At 65.8% G+C, this 20563-nt stretch carries 17 protein-coding genes; 10 read left to right on the forward strand and 7 right to left on the reverse strand.

What is annotated here, in order from left to right; translation table 11 throughout:
• Nucleotides 1-73: 73 nt before the first annotated feature.
• The 5 genes from AC5RTE_RS01610 to lplAB all read left to right on the forward strand — a co-directional run bounded on the left by AC5RTE_RS01610 (nt 74) and on the right by lplAB (nt 4081).
• Complete coding sequence (locus AC5RTE_RS01610) at nt 74-859, forward strand: ABC transporter ATP-binding protein (RefSeq protein ID WP_494039662.1); 786 nt, start codon at nt 74-76, stop codon at nt 857-859.
• Nucleotides 860-875: 16 nt separating this feature from the next.
• Nucleotides 876-1661 (forward strand): sulfite exporter TauE/SafE family protein, encoded by a 786-nt coding sequence (locus AC5RTE_RS01615; RefSeq protein ID WP_494039663.1) that lies wholly within the window; start codon nt 876-878, stop codon nt 1659-1661.
• Nucleotides 1662-1668: 7 nt separating this feature from the next.
• A complete protein-coding gene (locus AC5RTE_RS01620; RefSeq protein WP_494039664.1) occupies nt 1669-2478 on the forward strand; it encodes a TrmH family RNA methyltransferase in 810 nt (269 codons plus the stop codon).
• 139 nt (nt 2479-2617) lie between these two features.
• Nucleotides 2618-2875, forward strand: a complete 258-nt coding sequence (locus tag AC5RTE_RS01625; protein ID WP_387552515.1) for a type B 50S ribosomal protein L31 — start codon at nt 2618-2620, stop codon at nt 2873-2875.
• A 114-nt stretch (nt 2876-2989) separates the two neighbouring features.
• Nucleotides 2990-4081 carry a lipoate-protein ligase LplAB gene (gene lplAB / locus AC5RTE_RS01630; protein WP_494039665.1) on the forward strand — a complete coding sequence of 364 codons (1092 nt, stop codon included), beginning with the start codon at nt 2990-2992 and terminating at the stop codon, nt 4079-4081.
• A 26-nt stretch (nt 4082-4107) separates the two neighbouring features.
• Here lplAB and pepN read toward each other — a convergent pair whose 3' ends face one another.
• Both pepN and AC5RTE_RS01640 read right to left on the reverse strand, forming a co-directional pair.
• A complete protein-coding gene (pepN, locus tag AC5RTE_RS01635) occupies nt 4108-6759 on the reverse strand; it encodes an aminopeptidase N (RefSeq protein WP_494039666.1) in 2652 nt (883 codons plus the stop codon).
• 31 nt (nt 6760-6790) lie between these two features.
• Nucleotides 6791-7846, reverse strand: coding sequence for a YeiH family protein (locus tag AC5RTE_RS01640; RefSeq protein ID WP_494039667.1), 1056 nt, complete (start codon nt 7844-7846; stop codon nt 6791-6793).
• A 113-nt stretch (nt 7847-7959) separates the two neighbouring features.
• Here AC5RTE_RS01640 and AC5RTE_RS01645 point away from each other — a divergent pair, with 113 nt between their 5' ends.
• Genes AC5RTE_RS01645 through AC5RTE_RS01655 form a run of 3 tightly spaced genes read left to right on the forward strand, consistent with a single transcriptional unit; the run spans nt 7960 to nt 11351 of the window.
• Entirely contained in the window at nt 7960-9516 is a 1557-nt protein-coding gene (locus tag AC5RTE_RS01645; protein ID WP_494039668.1) for a circularly permuted type 2 ATP-grasp protein, read from the forward strand.
• Between the two features lie 60 nt (nt 9517-9576).
• Nucleotides 9577-10503 carry an alpha-E domain-containing protein gene (locus AC5RTE_RS01650; RefSeq protein WP_102975536.1) on the forward strand — a complete coding sequence of 309 codons (927 nt, stop codon included), beginning with the start codon at nt 9577-9579 and terminating at the stop codon, nt 10501-10503.
• A complete protein-coding gene (locus AC5RTE_RS01655) occupies nt 10500-11351 on the forward strand; it encodes a transglutaminase family protein (RefSeq protein WP_494039669.1) in 852 nt (283 codons plus the stop codon). Before AC5RTE_RS01650 ends, AC5RTE_RS01655 begins: the two co-directional genes overlap by 4 nt.
• A 66-nt stretch (nt 11352-11417) precedes the next feature.
• Here the strand turns inward: AC5RTE_RS01655 and AC5RTE_RS01660 are convergent, their stop codons facing one another.
• The 3 genes from AC5RTE_RS01660 to glgC all read right to left on the reverse strand — a co-directional run bounded on the left by AC5RTE_RS01660 (nt 11418) and on the right by glgC (nt 14870).
• Nucleotides 11418-11885 carry a pyridoxamine 5'-phosphate oxidase family protein gene (locus AC5RTE_RS01660; RefSeq protein ID WP_494039670.1) on the reverse strand — a complete coding sequence of 156 codons (468 nt, stop codon included), beginning with the start codon at nt 11883-11885 and terminating at the stop codon, nt 11418-11420.
• Nucleotides 11886-11901: 16 nt separating this feature from the next.
• Nucleotides 11902-13353 carry an SDR family NAD(P)-dependent oxidoreductase gene (locus tag AC5RTE_RS01665; protein WP_494039671.1) on the reverse strand — a complete coding sequence of 484 codons (1452 nt, stop codon included), beginning with the start codon at nt 13351-13353 and terminating at the stop codon, nt 11902-11904.
• Nucleotides 13354-13460: 107 nt separating this feature from the next.
• Nucleotides 13461-14870, reverse strand: coding sequence for a glucose-1-phosphate adenylyltransferase (gene glgC / locus AC5RTE_RS01670; protein ID WP_494039672.1), 1410 nt, complete (start codon nt 14868-14870; stop codon nt 13461-13463).
• Between the two features lie 103 nt (nt 14871-14973).
• On the opposite strand from glgC, the gene glgA reads away from it, so the two are divergent.
• Nucleotides 14974-16179, forward strand: coding sequence for a glycogen synthase (gene glgA / locus AC5RTE_RS01675; RefSeq protein ID WP_494039673.1), 1206 nt, complete (start codon nt 14974-14976; stop codon nt 16177-16179).
• Nucleotides 16180-16264: 85 nt separating this feature from the next.
• Here the strand turns inward: glgA and AC5RTE_RS01680 are convergent, their stop codons facing one another.
• Both AC5RTE_RS01680 and AC5RTE_RS01685 read right to left on the reverse strand, forming a co-directional pair.
• A complete protein-coding gene (locus AC5RTE_RS01680) occupies nt 16265-18379 on the reverse strand; it encodes an acyl-CoA dehydrogenase family protein (protein ID WP_494039674.1) in 2115 nt (704 codons plus the stop codon).
• Between the two features lie 60 nt (nt 18380-18439).
• Complete coding sequence (locus AC5RTE_RS01685; protein WP_494040134.1) at nt 18440-19198, reverse strand: TetR/AcrR family transcriptional regulator; 759 nt, start codon at nt 19196-19198, stop codon at nt 18440-18442.
• Between AC5RTE_RS01685 and AC5RTE_RS01690 the strand changes: the two genes are divergently transcribed.
• Entirely contained in the window at nt 19197-20561 is a 1365-nt protein-coding gene (locus AC5RTE_RS01690; protein ID WP_494039675.1) for an acetyl-CoA C-acetyltransferase, read from the forward strand. The genes AC5RTE_RS01685 and AC5RTE_RS01690 overlap by 2 nt on opposite strands.
• Nucleotides 20562-20563 lie beyond the last annotated feature (2 nt).

Genomic DNA, 20563 nt, shown 5'->3' on the forward strand with positions numbered 1-20563 from the left:
TGGCTGATAGCGCGATTCTGCGGCCGTTCGCCAGTTATCAGTCAGCCTCTTTTTTGTCCTAGTGTCTACTCCTATGAGTGATGTTCTGGAATTGGCTTCCGTCAGCGTTGTCCGAGGTAAAAAGACCCTTCTGGACAAGGTGGACTGGGAAGTCAATGAAGGCGAACGCTGGGTAATCCTGGGTCCCAACGGCGCAGGCAAAACCACTCTTCTCCAGATCGCAGCCGCCCGGATGCACCCCAGCAGCGGCAAGGCCGGCATCCTCGACGAAATCCTCGGGCACGTGGACGTTTTCGAACTCCGCCCCCGCATCGGTCTCTCCTCCGCGGCCCTCGCCACCCAGATCCCGGAACACGAAAACGTCCTCAACGTCGTGGTCACCGCCGCCTACGGCATCACCGGCCGCTGGCGTGAAGGATACGAACGCGACGACGAGCGCCGCGCTTTCCGCCTGCTCAACGACTGGGGGATGGGCCCGCTCCTGAACAGGACCTTCGCCACCCTGTCCGAAGGGGAGCGCAAGCGGGTTCAGATTGCCCGGGCCCTCATGACTGACCCCGAGCTGCTGCTGCTGGATGAACCCGCAGCCGGCCTGGACCTCGGCGGCCGCGAAGAGCTGGTCCACAAGCTCGGCGAACTTGCACGCGACGAGGCCGCACCCGCCATGGTCCTGGTCACCCACCACCTCGAGGAAGTCCCGCCCGGGTTCACCCACGCCATGCTGCTGCGCGACGGCGGCGTGGTAGCCGCAGGCCCCATCACGGAAGTGCTGACCGCCGAGCACCTGAGTGCGACCTTCGGTCTCGCCCTGGACGTGTCCGTCAACGAGGGCCGGTACACCGCCGTCGCCAGCCGCTAAGCGGCAGCGCAGCACCTTGGACCTTCTCAGCAGCATCTTTGTGTCCATCGCCGGCCTCTGGGCCGGCACCATCAACGCCGTCGTTGGCTCAGGGACACTGGTAACGTTTCCCGTGCTCATCGCCCTGGGCGTCACCCCGGTGGTGGCCTCCATGAGCAACGCCATGGGGCTCGTCTTCGGTACCGCAGCCGGCGCCTTCGGCTACCGGCGCGAACTGAAGGGCCGCGGCCGTCAGCTGATGCGGCTGCTCCCCGCCTCGCTCCTGGGCGGGATCTCCGGCGCCTGGCTGCTCCTGCACCTGCCCGAAAAGGTCTTCCACTACGTTGCGCCCGTCCTTCTGGTGCTGGCTCTCCTGATGGTGGTGTTCCAGCCCCGCATGCAGGCCTGGGTCCGCAACCGGGAGGAAAACCCTGAGCATGCCGTGCGGGATAAACGGCACGGTGTCCTCCTGGTGGTGCTGGTCTACCTGGCCGGCGTATACGGCGGGTACTTCGTCGCGGCACAGGGGATCCTGCTGGTGGGCATCCTGGGCGTCTTCCTCACCGGCACCATCCAGAACGCCAACGCCATGAAGAACATCCTGGTGCTGGGCGTTAACCTGGTGGCGGCTGTCTCCTACCTGCTCTTCGCGTTCGACCGCATCAACTGGCTGGTGGTGCTGCTCATCGCCGTCAGCTCGAGCATCGGCGGCATCCTGGGCTCCAAAGTGGGCCGGCGGCTGTCCCCGAAGGTGCTGCGCGCCGTGATCTTCATCTTGGGCCTCGTGGCGCTGGGATTCATGATCGCGAATCTGCTGAAATAATCACCCGGTGACAATCCACTATCTCGAATCGGCCGCGGACCCCCGGGTTTCCGACTATACCCAGCTCACGGACGTGCACCTGCGGAAGCTCCGCGAACCGGCTGAAGGCATGTACATCGCCGAGTCCTCCCGAGTGCTGCGCCGCGCCTTGGCGGCCGGGCATCAGCCCCGCTCCTTCTTCCTCGCCGAAAAGTGGCTTGGTGACCTGCAGGACGTCCTCAGCGCCTACCCGCAGGTTCCGGCCTTCATCGGCAGCGCGGCCCTGCTGGAGGAAATCACCGGCTTCCACCTCCACCGCGGCGCCATGGCGGCCATGCAGCGCCCCGTGCCGGTACCGCTGCCGGAGCTCCTGGCCGGCGCCCGCAGGGTGGCGGTGCTGGAGGACATCGTGGACCACACCAACGTCGGTGCCATCTTCCGGTCCGCCGCCGCCCTGGACATCGATGCCGTCCTGGTCTCGCCCCGCTGTGGTGACCCCCTGTACCGCCGGAGCGTCCGCGTCAGCATGGGCACCGTCTTCCAGGTTCCGTGGGCCCGGCTGACCAGCTGGCCCGAAGACCTCCATACGCTCAAGGAGCAGGGATTCACCGTTGCTGCCCTGGAACTGACGGATGATGCACAGGACGTGGACAAGGTCGCGGCGCAGAACCCCGGACGCCTCGCCCTGGTGCTCGGCACCGAAGGCGCCGGCATGAGCGCCGGAACGCTCGCCGCCGTCGACCTCGCCGTCAAGATTCCCATGCGCAACGGCGTGGATTCGCTGAATGTTGCCGCAGCCTCGGCCGTTGCTTTCTGGGAGCTGCGGCACCGCGACTAAGCCGTTCAGGTGGTTCGCGGAGACCCCGGGTTTCAGCTATTATTGATAGCTGGCTGTCCTGCGTCCTCCGGGCACATGCGGCCATCCCATTCATACCTGGCAGCTGGCAAAATCCAGTTGTGCGAACAAAGGTCCCATTATGAAGTCTGAAATCCACCCGAAGTACGAAGCTGTTGTTTTCAACGACCTGGCCTCCGGCACGAAGTTCCTGACCAAGTCCACCGTGTCTTCCAAGAAGACCATCGAGTGGGAAGACGGAAACACCTACCCGGTTATCGACGTCGAAATCTCCTCAGAGTCCCACCCGTTCTACACGGGCAAGCAGCGCATCATGGACTCCGCAGGCCGCGTCGAGCGCTTCAACGCTCGCTTCAAGGGCTTCGGCGGCAAGAAGTAATTTCCTGTCCTCCAAGCTTCAAGTGAAAGCCCGCCCCGGAAACGGTGCGGGCTTTCCGCGTTAACGGCAGGCCTGTTTTCGGGCCCCGGCCCTTTCTGGGGCAGGATGGAACACATGACTGCCACGCCCGTTCCAGCTGCTGATTCCGCCTCCCGCCGGCATGGCGAGTACAAAGTGCCGGGCGGCAAACTCGTGGTGGTGGACCTCGACGTTGTGGACGGCCGGCTCGCCGATGTCTCCGTCAGCGGAGACTTCTTCCTGGAGCCCGACGAGGCGCTCCTGGACATCAACCGCGGGCTGACCGGCCTGCCGGACACGACGACGGCGTCCGAGCTTTCCGCGGAGGTCACGGCTTCGCTGCCGGAGGGAGCCGCCCTGTTCGGCTTCTCTGCCGACGCCGTGGCCATCGCCGTCAGGCGCGCCTTGGCGAAGGCGACGTCCTGGGCTGACCACCGCTGGGATCTGATTCCGCCCACGGTCCTTCCTACCGAAATCGATGTCGCCCTCGACGAGGTCCTCACCGAGGAAGTAGGCGCCGGCCGCCGCAACCCCACCCTTCGGTTCTGGGACTGGCAGGAGCCGTCCACGGTGATCGGCAGCTTCCAGTCCTACCGCAACGAGGTGGACCCCGAGGGCGTGGCCAGGCACGGCATCAACGTGGTCCGGCGCATCAGCGGCGGGGGAGCGATGTTCATGGAGGCGGGCAACTGCATCACGTACTCCCTGTACCTGCCGCAGACACTGGTGGACGGGCTCAGCTTCGCCGACTCCTACCCCTTCCTGGACGCGTGGGTCATGGCCGCCCTGGAAAAGCTGGGCATCACCGCGTTCTACGTGCCGCTTAATGACATCGCGACTGACCAGGGCAAGATCGGCGGTGCTGCGCAGAAGCGCCTTGCCAACGGCGGCATGCTGCACCACGTCACCATGAGCTACGACATTGACGCGGACAAGATGGTGGAGGTGTTGCGGATCGGCAAGGAGAAACTCTCGGACAAGGGCACCCGCAGCGCGAAGAAGCGGGTGGACCCGCTGCGCCGCCAGACGGGCCTGGCCCGGACCGAGATCATTGCGGCCATGATGGAGGTCTTCAGCGAGCGGTACGGCGCTGCACTCTCCGAACTCACTGAAACCGAACTTGCCGCTGCCAGCGAGCGCGTGGGCACGAAGTTCGGCACCCGGGAGTGGCTTCACCGGGTCCCCTGACGCGGTTCCCCCGCCAGGCGCCGCCGTTACGGAGCCACCGAGGAAGTTTTGACTACTGCGGCCTGGGCTGTCAGAGCACGCAGCAGGTGGCTGCGCTGCTCGATGATGATCCGGCGCAGGGCGCGGGGAGCATCCGTGTTCCCGGCCAGCCACTGATCCGTCCGCAGGATAACCGGATGACCTGCAGGTTCAGCTCCCTCCGTGAGGTCCTGTGCCAGTGGGTACAGGCCCCGCACAATCCGGCTTGCGATCTCGATGCTCCTCCCGTCCCAAACCCCTCGTAGACACTCGAAGTACGGCTCCACGTACGGTTCAAGCAGGACTGGAGGGGCGGTCATGAAACCGCTGATGGTGGCGGTCAGCAGTTGGTTGGACAGTTCGTTTCCCTGCACCGCCGCGTGCCACGCTGCTGCCTTCACGTCCGGATCAGGCCGGGAGGCGAGCGCGGTGGCGTGCCCGGCGCGGCCGGAGGCGGTGGTGTCGCGGCCCAATTCGGCGTCCAGTTCCGCCACGGTCGCCTGGCCGTTCGGCGCCAGGGCGTGCCAGAGGTGCCAGCGCAGCTCGGCGTCCACTGCAAGGCCCTCCACCGGCGCCGTGCCGTGCAGCAGGCCTTTGAGCCGGGGCAGCATGGCTTCGTCGTGCCTGCTGAGGGTGGCAAGCGTTCTGGCCCACGCCAGCTGCTGGTCCGAGCCGGGCGTGGCGCGGTCCAGTTCCGCCGCGGCGGCGGCCAGGAACGAGGTCCGCGCCGCTTTCCGGGCAGCCGCCGGTGTGTAGCGTTCGACGGCGGTGCTTGCGTTGTCCAGGAGGTTCAGCAAAACGCCGATTACTGTTTCAGCAGGTGCGAACCCAGCCACGGCGTCAATGTAGCGGGCAGCCGGGCTTTCGCCGTCCCGTACCGAGTTCCAGAGCGCCGTCCAGCACAAGGCGCGGGCCATCGGGTCAACCATCCGGTCAAGGGAGGCCAGGACCGTGGCCTCGGACGCCGGATCAAGCCGGACTTTCGCGTAGGTCAGGTCATCGTCATTCACCAGCAGGAGCGCGGGCCGCGGCCGGCCCGTGAGCTGGGGGAGCTCTGTCCGTGCACCCGCCACGTCGGTTTCGATACTCCCGGTCCGCACCAGGGAGCCTTCGGCGTCAAAACCGTAAGAACCGATGCGCAGCCGGTGCGGACGCAGTTCCACCCGTCCGGTGACCGGGTCCACAGCCTCCTGGACGATGGTCACGGTGCCCGGGAGGCCGCCGTCGCCCGCATCCCCGGTGGCGTCCGCGGAAGGGAGCTTTAGCGACAGGGTGGAGATGCCGGAGGTCTGAAGCCACTGCTGCGCCCACCCCGCCAAGTCCCGCCCGGAGGACGCGCTGAGGGCCGCCAGGAGATCGGACAGGGACGTGTTCCCGTACGCATGCTGCCGGAAGTATTCGCGGGAGCCGGCGATGAACGCCTCGAATCCCACGTATGCCACGAGCTGTTTGAGCACTGAGGCGCCCTTGGCGTAGGTGATGCCGTCGAAGTTCTGCTTGGCCGCCTCGAGGTCCGGAATGTCCGCCACGATCGGATGGGTGGTGGGCAACTGGTCCTGTACGTAGGCCCAGGCCTTGCGCTTATTGGCGAAGTTCACCCAGGCGGTGTCCCATTCGGTGGCGCGGTCCACGCCCAGGGTGCCCATGTAATCGGCGAAGGACTCCTTCAGCCACAGGTCATCCCACCAGTGCATGGTCACCAGGTCCCCGAACCACATGTGCGCCATCTCGTGCATCAGGGTGTTGGCCCGGCCCTGGTACTGCGCGTCGGTGGTGCGCGAGGTGAAGACGTAGCTCTCGGTAAAGGTCACCAGGCCGGGATTCTCCATCGCACCAAGGTTGTATTCGGGCACAAAGGCCTGATCGTACTTGCCCCAGGGGTAGGGATAGTCGAAGAGCCGGTTGAAGAAGTCCAGGCCGTTCCTGGTGAGCTGGAACAGCTCGTGGGTGTCAAAGGATTCTGCCATGGATGCCCGGCAATACAGGGCGAGCGGCACGTCCAGGAACGTGCCGTCGTCGAGCGTTGCCTGCCACCGGTCCTCTGCCTTGAAGTAGGGCCCGGCCAGCACGGTGGTGATGTACGTGGACATGGGTTTGGTGGGGGCGAAGTCCCAGCACGCCGCAGCCGGGTCCCCGGCAAGTGCGGTCCGGTTGACCTCCGTGCCGTTGGAGGCAACGTGCCACTGGGCGGGTGCGGTCACATGGAACGTGAAGGTGGCTTTGAGGTCGGGCTGTTCGAAATTGGCGAAGACCCGGCGGGCGTCGGCGGGCTCGTACTGCGTATAGAGGTAGCACTGGCCGTCGGCGGGGTCCACGAACCGGTGCATGCCCTCACCGGAACGGCTGTACAGCGCGGTAGCGCTGACAGTCACCTGGTTCTCGGCCTGCAGGTGGTCAAGCCTGATCCTGGCACCTTCCACCACATCCTCAACGCGGAGTTCCTCACCGTTAAGAACCACGCTGTGGACGTCGCCAATGAAATCCAGGAACGTGGAGGCCCCCGGCTCTGAAGCGGTGAACGAGATGATGCTGCGGCTTGGGTAACCGGCCACCTGCGGGTCCGCGGCCTGGCGAACGTCCAGCGAAACGTCGTAGCTGGTGGTGCTGATCAGGGCTGAACGTTCGGCGGCTTCGTTGCGCTGCAGATTCTCATTTGACACTCAGCTATCTAATCACGGGGCTGTTCTTCGTTCACCCGGCGATCAGCAGGGCAGCCGCGAGCCCCAGCAGGGCAATCAGGAGCCAGGACGCGAGGGCTGCCAGGAGCGCACGTCCGCCGGTGTGAAGGAGCAGGCGGATCCGCACAGCGGAGCCCAGGCCGAACAGCGCGGCGCCGAGCAGGATGTCCTGCAGCGCGGCCCCTGCCTCTAGCCAGCCCGCCGGGAGCCAGCCGGTGGACCGGAGGCCCACCATGGCCACGAAGCCGAGGACAAACAGGGGCACCACCGGCGGCAGTTTCACGTCCCCGCCGTCCGTGTCCGGACCGGGTCTGGCAGCGAGGCGCTGGTGCGCGCCGGCGATGGCGGCCACGGGGGCCAGCAGCAGCACCCGGGTGAGCTTGACGACGACGGCGATGCCCAGCGCGGCGGACCCGGCAGTTTGCGCCGTGGCCACGACTTGGCCCACGTCGTGCACAGAAGCCCCGGTCCAGGCGCCGAAAACCGGTGCGCTGAGCTGCAGTGGATGGACCAGGAGCGGCATGACCCCGATTGCCAGCGTGCCGCAGAGCGTCACGAGCGCCACCGGCAGGACGGTGTCCACGTGCCGGATCCGACGGACGGCAGCCATGGCACCGATGGCGGAAGCACCGCAGATCGAAAAGCCTGTGGCCACCAGGAGTGACGTCACCGGCGGAAGCCGGAACAGCCGGGAGATGAGGTAGGTTCCGCCGAAGCCCGCGGCCACCACTGCCGCTATCAGCACCAGCGCCAGCCAGCCCAGTCCCAGGACGTCCATGACGCTCACTTTCAGGCCCAGCAGGACGATGCCGCCGCGCATCAGGTGCTTTCCGGCGAAGTCCAGTCCCGGTCGGGCCCTTCCGGCAGTCCAGACGCCCGTTGCCGGGAGGTTGGCCGCCAGGACACCCAGGACCACGGCCAGGGTCATGGCCGGGAGTACGGGAACGAACCGGTGGACCAGGAAAGCTGCGGCGAGTGCAACAGCCGCCGTGGCAAGGCCGGGAAGCAACCGGTCGGCACCGCCGGAGACGCCCGGGCCGGGGCTGGGGAGGCTTCTGCGGACAGGCACTCACCTACTGTGCCGGAAAAGACGCAGGATGCACGAACCAGACCACCTCAGCCAACACGCCACAATGGATGGCAGTAATGAATTCGAAACAAAAAGATGGTTGGCTATTGGACATGTCAGACCTATTCCAGGATTACTCCGTGGCCGCCGGCCGGACCGGAGCCTACGACGAGATGTTCGCCCCCGGGCAACAGGCCCGGGGCTCCTATGGGCAGGTGGCGGACGCCCTTCGCAAGCTCTCCCTCGCCGATGTCAGCGCCCGTGCGGACTCGATGGCGCGTACCTTCCTGGACCGTGGCGTCACCTTCGACTTCGCAGGGGAGGAACGGCCTTTCCCGCTGGACATCGTTCCCAGGGTCATTCCCGCTGCCGAATGGGACGTGTTGGAACGCGGCGTCGCCCAGCGCGTGCACGCGCTCGAGGCGTTCCTCAACGACGTGTACGACAAGATGAACGTGGTGTCCGACGGCGTGATACCCCGGCAGCTGGTGACCACCAGCGCACACTTCCACCGCCAGGTCCACGGTTTCGAACCGGCCGGCGGCGTCCGCGTGCACGTTTCAGGCATCGACGTCGTACGTGATGCAGCCGGAACCTTCCGCGTGCTGGAGGACAACGTCCGCGTACCCTCCGGCGTGAGCTACGTCCTGGAGAACAGGCGCGCCATGGCCAAGGGCCTGCCCGAAGCGTTCGGCCAGCAGCTCATCCGCCCGGTGGAGGAATACCCCCGCCGGCTCCTCTCGGCCCTGCGCAAAACCGCGCCCGCCGGTGTGGACGATCCCACGGTCGTCGTCCTGACCCCCGGGGTGTTCAACAGCGCCTACTTCGAGCACACCCTGCTCGCGGGCCTGATGGGTGTGGAACTGGTGGAGGGCCGGGACCTCATCTGCCGCGGAAACCGCGTGTACATGCGCACCACCGCCGGGGAGCAGCGCGTGGATGTCATTTATAAACGGATCGACGACGACTTCCTGGACCCGCTGCAGTTCCGGGCCGATTCCATGCTCGGCTGCCCCGGGCTCGTCAACGCCGCCCGGGCCGGCGGGGTGACCATCGCCAACGCGGTGGGCAACGGCGTCGCGGACGACAAACTGGTCTACAGTTACGTCCCGGACCTCATCCGCTACTACCTCAACGAGGAACCCATCATCGCGAACGTGGACACCTTCCGCCTGGAGGAGAAGGAAGCCCGCGAGTACACCCTGGACAACCTGTCAGAGCTTGTGGTCAAGCCGGTGGACGGCTCGGGCGGCAAGGGCCTGGTCATAGGCCCGGACGCTTCCAAGGATGAACTCGACGCCCTCCGCCAGCGGGTCATTGCCGACCCCCGCGGCTGGATTGCCCAGCCGGTGCTGCAGCTCTCCACCGTCCCGACCCTGGGCGGCGACAAGTTCGGACCCCGCCACGTGGACCTGCGGCCTTTCGCGGTGAACGACGGCGACAACGTCTGGGTACTGCCCGGCGGCCTTACCCGCGTGGCGCTCAAAGAGGGGTCGCTGATTGTGAACTCCAGCCAGGGCGGCGGTTCCAAGGACACCTGGGTCCTTGCGGATTCGCCCCAGGTGCCGGTGGAAACTCTGCCGCGGCCCTCCATTTCAGTCCGCGAGCGTGTCTCCGTATGGCCGGTGGAGAGCAACTGGCGCGACCGCCAGTCGGAGCAGCAGCAGTGACCCGGGCCATGATCGAACCATTGTCTTTTCCAGTGTCGGGCCCGCAGGAGGTAGCCGCGAATGCTTAGCCGTATTGCCGAGTCCCTATTCTGGATCGGCCGTTATGTGGAGCGTGCCGACGGCACCGCGCGCATCCTCGATGTGCATCTGGAGCGGCTGAACCACCTGCCCATGGACGAACGCAAGAGCGTGGCGCAGGAACTCCTGGCCGTGATGGGCGCACGACCGCAGAGCGAGGACTTCGGACTGCCGGAACTGCTCCACGCCCTGGCATACGACAAAACCAGCGCCACCTCCATTGCAGGGTCCCTGGGAGCAGCACGGGAAAACGCCCGCCGCGCCCGCGAGACAGTGTCATCGGGACTGTGGGAGAGCCTCAACACCACCTACTACGGGTTAAGCCAGCACCGCAAGGACGTGGTGGGCACCTACCGGTTCTGCAACTGGACGCTGGAACGCACCGCCATGGTGAGCGGCCTGGCGGACACCACGGTGAGCCACGACGAAAGCTGGCTGTTCCTGGTGCTGGGCCGGTCCCTGGAGCGGGCTGATATGACCGCCCGCATGCTTTCCACCCGGGACGTCCTGTCAGCCGGGATGTCCTGGGTCAACATGCTCCGGTGCGCCGGTGCCTACGAGTCCTTCCTGCGCACCCGCAGGGCGGCGTTCGGCGACCAGCACGCCGCAGAGTTCCTGCTCCTGGACCGGCTGTTCCCGCGGTCCATTGTGTACGCGCTCCGGGACGCCGACGAGTGCCTTGCCAAACTCGATCCCTCCGCCCAGCGCGTGGGCTTCATCAACGACGCCCGCCGGATTGTGGGCCAGGCCCGCACGTTCCTGGAGTTCCACCGCACGGACGACCTCATGTCCGAACTGCCCGAACACATGGAACGCGTGCAGAAGGCAGTGTCCCAGGCCTCGGACGCCATTTCCCGTAAGTACTTCAATCAGGCGGACGAACTGGCCTGGGTGGGAGAAGTTTCATGACCCGGCTGAGCATCGTCCACAAGACGGCCTACAAGTACAACAAGCGCGTCACGCTGTCCTATAACGAGGCGAGGATGACGCCCCTGACCGATTCGCAGCAGGTGGTGCTGGAATCGGTGGTCAAGGTTTCGCCGTCGCAGGCTGCCGTGAGCACCTACCGCGACTACTGGGGGACCAGGGTCACTGCCTTTGACATGCAGATGCCGCACGAGCACCTCGAAGTTGTCTCCAACATCACGGTGGAAGTGCACCGTGCCGAGAAAATCCCTTCCGGGCAGGACATTGTGGGCTGGGACGTCCTCGCCTCACCCGAGACCCTCAATACGTTCAGCGACTGGCTTCCGCAGTCCAGGCTGAGCGGTCCCGGCGACGAGGTTCTGGGCATCGTCCCCGGGGTGGTGGCGGACAAGAACCCGCACGACGCCGCCATGGCCGTCTTCGAGTGGATGCGCGGTGAGATGACCTACATGTCCGGCTCCACTGCCGTCACCACCAACGCTGAAGAGGCTTGGAACCAACGGCAGGGTGTGTGCCAGGACCTGGCGCACCTCGCCATCGGTGCGCTGCGGAGCTGCGGCATCCCTGCCCGGTACGTTTCGGGATACCTGCATCCCCGGTCCAGTGCCGGCATCGGCGAAACGGTGGCCGGCCAGTCCCATGCGTGGCTGGAATTTTGGGACGGCGACTGGCGGAGCTGGGATCCGACCAACCATAAACCTGCCGGCGACTTCCATGTCACCGTCGCCCGGGGGAGGGACTACCGGGACGTGTCCCCGCTGAAAGGCATCCTGTCCGGCGGTGGCGGGTCTGCGCTGAACGTGAGTGTGGAGATCACCCAGCTGGCCTGATGCTGCCTGCCGTTCGACGGCAACTGTTCCGCCTCAGGCGTCCGCGGATGCGGACGCCTGAGGCGTCTACTCAGGGACCGTCCTGCCAACGCCGCTGAGCTGGGTCCACCAGGTGAGCGGTTCCGTCACCTTGAACCGCCGGCCGGTGAGACTGTCCCGGGTGATGCGGACGAACGCGTCCTTCTTGCCTGCCTGCCAGGGGAAGAGGTACAGCTCCGTGGTCCCCAAAACCTCGTCGGTTGCAGTGACGACGTCCGCAGTGCCCTTCGCCACGACGCTCCACGCCAGCCCCGTGTCCGGGTCCACGCCGTCCGCCTCCAGGGCCACCGGGGCGCTCCCTGACGCGCCGGCCAGCTTGGTCCCTTCGCCAGTTCTGAAGACGAGGGTACCGCCGTCCACCGCGTAGTTGATGGGGAAGATATCCGGACGCCCGTCAGCCAGGACCGCGAGCCTGCCCACGGACACCGTCCGCAGCATGGCCCAGCATTCGTGGCGTTCCAGGTTCTGTACGTCAGGAGGGGTCTCAGGGCTCATGCCGCTGAGCATACGCCTACCAGGGGCTTGGCTTGTAGTCCTTCAGGAACACCCCGTACTGGTCCTCGCCGTGCTCGCCCATCACGATGGGGTCGTAGACCCGCGCCGCCCCGTCCACCAGGTCCAGGGGTGCGTGGAAGCCCTCCTCCATGAGCCGGACTTTGGTGAAGTGGGGCCGTTCGTCAGTGATCCAGCCGGTGTCGACGGCGGTCATCAGGATGCCGTCCGTGTCCAGCATTTCCTGCGCGCTGGTCCGGGTCATCATGTTCAGGGCCGCCTTGGCCATGTTGGTGTGCGGGTGCCCGGGGCCCTTGTAGGCGCGCGAGAACTGGCCCTCCATGGCGGAGACGTTGACGATGTACTTCCGGTTCGCGGTTGACCGTTTCATCGCAGGCCGGAGCCTGCTGACCAGCAGGAACGGGGCGGTGACGTTGCAGAGCTGGACCTCGAGCATTTCGAGCGGGTCCACCTCATCGACCACCTGCGTCCAGCTGTTGATGGTAGCAAGGTCCGGAACCAGCCCGCCGGCGTCGATGGCCGTTCCTGAGGCGATGCGCTCCAGTGAAGCGGAACCGGTGGAGAGCGCCAGTGAGGTGATGGCGTCACCGGCGAGGACCGGATGCTCCGTGACGCTGCTGGCCAGAGCCAGGGGGTGCTTGTCATGCGCATGGCCGAAGGTCACGAGCTCGGGGCCGCCGTTGGCCTGCTCAAGGGCCGCGGGAAGCGGTTCGTCCTCCGCGTCCACCAGCGGCTTGTAGGCGTTACCGGACCGGCGCACTGTCTGGGCCGCGTTGTTGATGATAATGTCCAGCGGGCCGGCCTCGTTGAGCGAGTCGGTCAGGGCCATTACCTGGGCGGGGTCGCGCAGGTCGATGCCCACGATGCGGAGCCGGTGAAGCCACTCGCCGCTGTCCTCCATGGCAGCGAACCGGCGGGCCGCGTCCTTGGGGAACCGGGTGGTGATGGTGGTGTGGGCGCCGTCCCGGAGCAGCCGGAGCGCGATGTACATCCCGATCTTGGCCCGGCCGCCGGTGAGCAGGGCGCGGCGTCCGGTCAGGTCAGTGCGGGCGTCCCGCTTGCCGTGGTTGAACGCGGCACACTCCGGGCAGAGCTGATGGTAGAAGGCGTCAACCTGGGTGTAGTGCTGCTTGCAGATGTAGCAGGGGCGGGAGCGGATCAGGTGACCCGCCACCTTGCCGGTAGCCGAGGGGGCCAGCTTGCTTCCACGGGTTTCGTCGTCGATCCGGTCCGGGGCTGCGGTTGCCGTCTGGGCGATCACGGCCCGGTCAGCCTCGGAAATCAGGTCCCGCTTGGTGACGCGGCGGTGCCTCTTGACGGCCTTGAACATTTTGCCGGTGGCTCGGCGCACCGAGATGTAGTCCGGATGCTCCTCGTCATAGGCGTGGATCGTGTTGAGGACCTTGAGGCAGGCCTGGATTTCCTCAGGCGTCAAATCGGGGGAGCTCATTGTACCGATTTTACAGCCTCCGGCCCCCCCTGCCCGCCCCGCAGTCAACGGGGCGGGCAGCAGGGGAGCGGTCCCTGGTAGAAGCGGGGAGCGCTTCTTCGAAGCGATCAGGAGATGCGGGCGCCGGAAGCTGTTTCTGCTGCTGCGGCAGCGTGCGTCTTGGCGACCTTGTCCACGGATTCCCGAAGATCCGGGTACTGCTCCGCTGCTGCCTTAATCGCGTTCGGCACAAGATGCAGGTTGGCGGCAGCAAGCTTGCGCTCTTCGTCTCCGGGCTCGGGAACTTCCTGGCCCTTGGCCAGGACGGTGATTCCGGAGTCGGTGACCTTGAAGCCGCGGGCGCGGTCCAGGTCCGGGTCGAGTCCGATTGCGGCTCCCGCCGGCACCTTGACGTTTTTGTCGATGATGGCCCGGTTGATGACGGCGCCGTCACCGATCTGCACCTTGTCCATCAGGACCGAATCGATGATCCGGCTGCTGGTGGCCACGTAGACATCGTTGGAGAGGACCGAGCCTTCCACCACGCCGCCGGAGATCACCACGCCATTGGAGACAATCGAGTCCAGGGCGGCGCCCACAGTGTTGTTCTGGCCGCGGACGAACTTGGCCGGCGGGGAAATGCTCTGCCGGGTGTAGATGGGCCATTCGGAGTTGTACAGGTTGAAGACCGGCAGCGGGGAGATGAGGTCCATGTGGGCGTCGTAGAACGAATCGATGGTGCCGACGTCGCGCCAGTACGTACGGTCCCGCTCGGTTGAGCCGGGGATGTCGTTGAGGGTGAAGTCGTAGACACCGGCTTCGCCCTGGTTCACGAAGTAGGGGATGATGTCTCCGCCCATGTCGTGCTTGGTGTCCAGCCGCTCGGCGTCCACGTGCAGGGCTGCGACGAGTGCGTCGGCGTCGAACACATAGTTGCCCATTGAGGCCAGGAACTGGGAGGGGTCTGCGGCCAGTCCGGGGGTGGTGGCGGGCTTTTCCACGAAGGCCGCGATCTTCTGGGGATCGTTCTGGTCCACTTCGATCACGCCGAACTGGTCGGCCATGTGCAGCGGCTGCCGTACCGCGGCGACAGTCGCCTTGGCGCCGCTGTTGACGTGCTGCGCCACCATCTGGGCGAAATCCATCCGGTAGACGTGGTCAGCGCCTACTACCACCACGATGTCCGGGTTGGCATCGTGGATTAGGTTTAAGGACTGGTAGATGGCATTGGCGCTGCCGAGGAACCAGCTCTTGCCCACACGCTGCTGGGCCGGAACGGAGGCCACGTAGTTGCCCAGCTGCGTGGACATGCGCCAGGTCTCAGAGATGTGGCGGTCAAGGCTGTGGGACTTGTACTGGGTGAGAACGACGATCTGAAGGTAGCGGGAATTCACCAGGTTGGACAGGGCGAAGTCAATCAGGCGGTAGCTTCCCGCGAACGGTACCGCGGGCTTCGCACGGTCTGCCGTCAGTGGCATCAGTCTGTTTCCCTCGCCGCCTGCGAGGACAATGGCCAGGACTCTTTTGTTCAACGGCATATTTGGTCGCTCCTGTACGCCTTCGTAACTCCCCAAGACAGTCCGGCATGCCCGGACTCCTTCACACTAGAACAGTTAAGCGTGAAGGACTACCTTGGTGCTTGTGCGAATAGACATTGTGACTAAAGAGTTCCCGCCGGAGATCTATGGTGGCGCCGGGGTCCACGTGGCCGAATTGAGCAGGGTGCTTAGTAAGCACGTTGACCTGCAGGTTCGTGCTTTCGGGGCTCCCCGCGACGCTGACTACCACGGTGCCGGAGTGACCTCCTACGCGGTCCCGGAGGACCTGGGATCAGCCAACGCCGCTGTCCAGACCCTTGGGGTGGACCTGCGGATCGTCCCTGACATCGAGGGCGCGGACCTGGTCCATTCACACACCTGGTACGCCAACATGGCAGGGCACCTTGCGTCCCTGCTCCACGGGATTCCGCACGTTCTGAGCGCCCACAGCCTCGAACCGCTTCGTCCCTGGAAGGCGGAGCAGCTTGGCGGGGGCTACGCTTTGTCCTCCTGGGTGGAGAAGACAGCTTACGAGGCCGCTGCGGCCATCATCGCCGTATCGGAAGGCATGCGGCAGGACATCCTGCGCAGCTACCCCGACGTGGACCCGGCCAAGGTGCGGGTGGTCCACAACGGCATCGACGTGGGGCTCTGGAACCGCGATGAGAACACCGACGCGGTCCGCGCCCTGGGCATTGATCCGGACAAGCCGAGTGTAGTTTTTGTGGGGAGAAACACGCGCCAGAAGGGCGTTCCCTACCTTCTGAGAGCCGCCGCCAAGCTTCCGGCCGACGTCCAGCTGGTCCTCTGCCTGGGCGCTGCCGACACTCCGGAACTGGCTGCGGAGACGGCCCGCCTGATCGAGGACCTTCAGCGGGAGCGGACCGGCGTTGTCCTGATTGAACGCATGCTGCCCCGCCATGAGCTCATCCAGGTGCTCAGCCACGCCACCGCCTTTGCCTGCCCCTCCATCTACGAACCGCTCGGCATCGTCAACCTCGAAGCCATGGCCTGCGGCGCAGCTGTGGTGGCCAGCGCCACCGGCGGTATTCCCGAGGTGGTGGACCACGGCCGCACCGGGCTCCTCGTGGATCTGGAACAGGTCACCGACGGCACCGGCACGCCCCTTGACCCGGAAAAGTTCGTCACCGAATTCGCCGCCGCCCTCACCGATGTGGTCTCCGACCCCGACCGTGCCCGCGCCATGGGACAGGCCGGCCGGCTGCGCGCGGAACAGCACTTCTCCTGGGAATCGATCACCGAAACAACCCTTGAGGTGTACCGCTCAGTGCTGCCGGCACAGAGTTAGCAGCTCTTTCCAGCACAAACGACGACGGCGCCGCCCCCTCGCCAGGGGAGCGGCGCCGTCGTCGTTTTCCTGCGCCCGGGTGACGTCAGTTCCGCTTCCCCGCCACGGTGCGGGCGAGGAGCACCTTCTCATCCACGGGTGCCTGGCCGCTGGCCCGCTGGTTGCGGAAGTAGGCGCGCGCCTCGTCCTGCCGCTCTTTCTCGGCGCCGGTGGCGATCCTTGCCCTGACGTGCTGTTCGCCGTAGCCGAAGGCGTCCACGAGGTCCACGGCATGGGGACGGAGCCTTACCAGCAACCGGTTGATGTACCCGCCCACGGTGCGGCCCCGCTGCATGGAAAGGCGGCCGTTCATGAGGTACCAGGACAGGTTCTTTTCGATCAGCGAAAGCCCGAACAGGTCCCGCAGCCAGGTCAGCACGGTCTTCGTGCCGGGATCAGCAACATCGCGCAGCGCATCCGTGAACGCCTCCCACTGAAGCAATTCTGCATGCGCCTGGGCTGCGTCGATGAGTTCATTCTGGTGCCTGTTGAACAGGGCTGCCCCCTTCTCCTGCGACAGCCGTCCCGCCCCCTTTAGAGCCGCAGCCGCCTCGGCCACCATGGTCTGCACGCGGTCGGTGAGGAGCGCGCGCTGGCCCTCCTCGTCGCGGAGGGCAATGGCCGCTTTTTGCACGGAGCCGGTGTCGGCCACGAACTGGGCCACCTGGCGCAGGCCGGTGCGGTGGATGGCCGCTCCGGTCGCCTGGCCGACAACGTAGCGTGCCAGCACCCCGAAGTCCACGCTCCGGAATTCCTTGGCGTAATCAGCCAGGAGCCGCTTGGCGACCAGCTGCAACAACACCGTGTTGTCGCCTTCGAAGGTGGCGTAGACGTCCAGGTCGGCCCGCAGTGATGCAAACCGGTTCTCGATTAGGAACCCGGCGCCGCCGGATGCTTCGCGGCACTCCTGCAGGGTGCCCAGCGCATGCCAGGTGCTGAGCGGTTTCAGTGCGGCAGCCAGGGTCTCCAGGTCCTGGCGGTCTTCGTCCGTATCGTGGGCCCCGGAGAACACGTCGTCGAACTTTTCCAGCAGCTGCTCGTGGGCGAAGCTGGCCGCGTACGTGGTGGCCAGCCTTGTCAGCAGGCGTTTCTGGTGCCGCTGGTAGTCCAGGAGCACTTCCTCTTCGGTGTGGGAGGAGGCGTTGAACTGCCGGCGTTCGGTGGCGTATTGGATGGCCGCCTTTAGAGCGACCTTGGATGCGGCAACAGCAGCGCCGTCCAGCGACACCCGGCCCTGCACCAGGGTGCCCAGCATGGTGAAGAAGCGGCGTCCCGGGCTGGCGATGGGGGAGCTGTACCGTCCGTCGGCGTCCACGTCGCCGTAGCGGTTGAGCAGGTTGGTCCGCGGGATCCGGAGGTGCGTGAAGTGAAGCCGGCCGTTGTCGATGCCGTTGAGGCCGCCCTTGATGCCGTCGTCCTCGCCGCCGATGCTGGGCAGGAAGTCCTTGGTGTCCGGGTCACGGAGATCCACGTAAAAGGCGTGCACCCCGTGGTTGACGCCTCGGGTGACCAACTGGGCGAACACCACCGCGGCGAGGCCGTCCGTGGCCGCGTTGCCGATGTAGTCCTTCCAGGCTGCCCGGAAGGGCGTGTGCACGACGAATTCATCGGTGGAAGGGTCGTAGGTCGCGGTGGTGGCGATGCTGGCCACGTCAGAGCCATGACCGGTTTCCGTCATGGCAAAGCAGCCAGGAATCTGAAGGTTCATGATGCCCGGAAGCCACTTTGCGTGGTGTTCGGCGGTGCCGAGGTGCATCACCGCGGAACCGAAAAGCCCCCACTGGACGCCGGCCTTGATCTGCAGCGAGGGGTCCGCCACCACCAGTTCCTCAAAGCCTGCGATGTTCCCGCCGTGGTCATCGGAGCCGCCCAGCGACTCGGGAAACGCCCGGTGCACTGCCCTGTTGTCCACGAGGTACTTCAGCTGCCCGAACACGCGGGCACGGTGTTCCGTGTGGGTCAGGCCTTCAATCTTGTGCAGTTCCGGTTGCGCGGCCAGGTTCCTGGCCTGGCGGCGGGTGGCGGCCCACTTGCCCAACAGTTGCTCACCCAGCGCGTCGACGTCGACGTCGACGGCGGGCTGGGCGGAGGCTGTGCCCGGGGCGGCCGTTGCGGCGGGGCTTTGCCGGTTTCGGGCGGGACGGTCCACTAGTTCAGTCATGTCGAAGTCCTTTATTGGTGCTGACAGGTGGGGTGGTGGTGCTGCGGTGGATCATGGGGATCAGGCGTCGGGGCCGGACAACTTGGGCAGTTCAGGAGCAATCCCAACGCACAGCCAGGCCGTTATCTGCCGTGCCATCGCTTCCTGCCCGGGTTTCGTTGCGGAGTCCGGGGTACTGAGCCATTGTTCTCCCGCGTTCCGCACCAGCCCGATGGCCGCTTTGGGCCAGTAGCCGATGACGGCCTCCTTGCCATCGCCCAGGTGTGAGCGCATGGGAGTGGCAATCATGTCTGCCACGGCGTCAAAGAAGTGCCCCAAGGCAGCGGACCCGGCGGCCGAGTCCCTGGAAGGGTCCTGTTCAGCAGCCGCATGCTGTGTGACGAAGGTGTAGACGTTCGGGCTCGTACTGGCCATCTGCAGGTAGGCAGTCACCATGGCAAGCAGACCTTCGCGTGGCGTAACGGCGCTCTGCGCGGCTTCCTGGATCCGACGCTGCATCTGGCTGAGGACAACTTCGCCTACAGCCTGCTGAAGTCCGGCTTTGTCCCCGAAATAGCGGTAAAAGACGGATTTCGAGGTTCCTGCTGCGGCGGCAATGTCCTCCATGGAAGCGTCGCTGCCAAGGGCGTGCACTGCCCGTCGGGCTGACTTGATCAGCTCCCTGCGCCGCTCCTCCCGGTGGCTCTGCCAGCGGGACGAGCGCCCGTCTTCGGGCGCGATCACAGCGACTGGTGCGGGGCGTTGCCGGGTGTTCACGATACCCAGCGTATCAGGTACGCTGGGTATCGGTAACCGAACGTGACCCGAGGAGATACCCATGTCCATCGACGGACAGCCCACCACCGGACAAGACGCTGCCGGAACTCCCGCCGCAAGCTCCGCCCCTGCACATCGCCGCGCAGTCATTGTTGGAGGCAACCGCATCCCGTTCGCGCGGTCGGGCGGCGCCTACGCCAAGTCCTCCAACCAGGACATGCTTACAGCCGCCCTGGACGGGCTCATCGCACGGTTTGGTCTGCAGGACGAACGCATCGGGGAAGTGGCTGCCGGGGCGGTCCTGAAGCACTCACGGGATTTCAACCTCACCCGTGAGGCGGTGCTCGGTTCCGCCCTCTCCCCGGAGACACCAGCCTACGACCTCCAGCAAGCCTGTGCCACAGGCCTTGAAACGGTGGTAGGCCTGGCCAATAAGATCAAGCTGGGCCAGATTGACTCAGCGATCGCAGGCGGGGTGGACTCAGCGTCCGACGCCCCTGTGGTGGTCAGCGAGGGACTGCGCGAAGTGATCCTCGACCTCAACCGGGCCAAGAGCCTTCCGCAGCGGCTGCAGATCCTGAGCCGCCTGCGGCCCAAGGACCTGGCGCCGCTTGCCCCGGGAACCTCCGAGCCCAGGACCGGACTGTCCATGGGGGAGCACCAGGCGCTGACCACAGCCCAATGGAAGATCTCGCGTGAGGCGCAGGATGAAATCGCCCTGAACAGCCACCGGAACCTCGCGGCGGCCTACGAGACAGGCTTCTTTGATGACCTGCTCACCCCTTACCGCGGCCTGACCCGGGACGGAAACCTGCGTCCTGACACCTCCCTGGAAAAGCTCGCAGCCCTCAAACCCGTCTTCGGCAAGAACCTCGGCGCGGACGCCACCATGACCGCTGGAAACTCCACCCCGCTGACCGACGGCGCCTCCACCGTGCTGCTGGCTTCCGAAGAATGGGCCGATGCCCGCGACCTGCCTAAGCTCGCAGCCGTGGTGGATGGGGAAGCAGCTGCGGTGGATTTCGTGCACGGCAAGGACGGACTCCTGATGGCACCGGTGTTCGCCGTGCCCAGGCTGCTCTCCCGCCAGGGCCTCACCCTGGACGACATCGACTTCATCGAAATCCACGAGGCCTTCGCGGCCACAGTCCTCAGCATGCTGGCCGCCTGGGAGGACGAGGAATTCGGCCGGACCCGGCTCGGATTGCCAGGTGCCTTCGGCAAGGTGGACCGGTCAAAGCTGAACATCAATGGGTCCTCACTTGCTGCAGGCCACCCCTTCGCCGCGACCGGCGGCCGAATTGTTGCTTCGCTCGCCAAAACACTGCATGAAAAGGCGCTTACTGACGGGCGCCCCGCCCGCGGCCTCGTCTCGATCTGCGCAGCCGGCGGCCTGGGCGTTGTTGCAATCCTGGAATCACTGTAGGG

Source organism: Arthrobacter sp. K41 (assembly GCF_059089645.1).

Excerpts from the sequence above, each read along its gene's own strand:
- glgC (WP_494039672.1), bottom strand. The coding sequence starts at position 14,870 with ATGCCGTTGAACAAAAGAGTCCTGGCCATTGTCCTCGCAGGCGGCGAG.
- lplAB (WP_494039665.1), top strand. The coding sequence starts at position 2,990 with ATGACTGCCACGCCCGTTCCAGCTGCTGATTCCGCCTCCCGCCGGCAT.
- AC5RTE_RS01660 (WP_494039670.1), bottom strand. The coding sequence starts at position 11,885 with ATGAGCCCTGAGACCCCTCCTGACGTACAGAACCTGGAACGCCACGAA.
- AC5RTE_RS01610 (WP_494039662.1), top strand. The coding sequence starts at position 74 with ATGAGTGATGTTCTGGAATTGGCTTCCGTCAGCGTTGTCCGAGGTAAA.
- AC5RTE_RS01680 (WP_494039674.1), bottom strand. The coding sequence starts at position 18,379 with ATGACTGAACTAGTGGACCGTCCCGCCCGAAACCGGCAAAGCCCCGCC.
- AC5RTE_RS01685 (WP_494040134.1), bottom strand. The coding sequence starts at position 19,198 with ATGGGTATCTCCTCGGGTCACGTTCGGTTACCGATACCCAGCGTACCT.
- AC5RTE_RS01690 (WP_494039675.1), top strand. The coding sequence starts at position 19,197 with ATGTCCATCGACGGACAGCCCACCACCGGACAAGACGCTGCCGGAACT.
- AC5RTE_RS01645 (WP_494039668.1), top strand. The coding sequence starts at position 7,960 with ATGTCAGACCTATTCCAGGATTACTCCGTGGCCGCCGGCCGGACCGGA.
- AC5RTE_RS01655 (WP_494039669.1), top strand. The coding sequence starts at position 10,500 with ATGACCCGGCTGAGCATCGTCCACAAGACGGCCTACAAGTACAACAAG.
- AC5RTE_RS01625 (WP_387552515.1), top strand. The coding sequence starts at position 2,618 with ATGAAGTCTGAAATCCACCCGAAGTACGAAGCTGTTGTTTTCAACGAC.
- AC5RTE_RS01650 (WP_102975536.1), top strand. The coding sequence starts at position 9,577 with ATGCTTAGCCGTATTGCCGAGTCCCTATTCTGGATCGGCCGTTATGTG.
- AC5RTE_RS01665 (WP_494039671.1), bottom strand. The coding sequence starts at position 13,353 with ATGAGCTCCCCCGATTTGACGCCTGAGGAAATCCAGGCCTGCCTCAAG.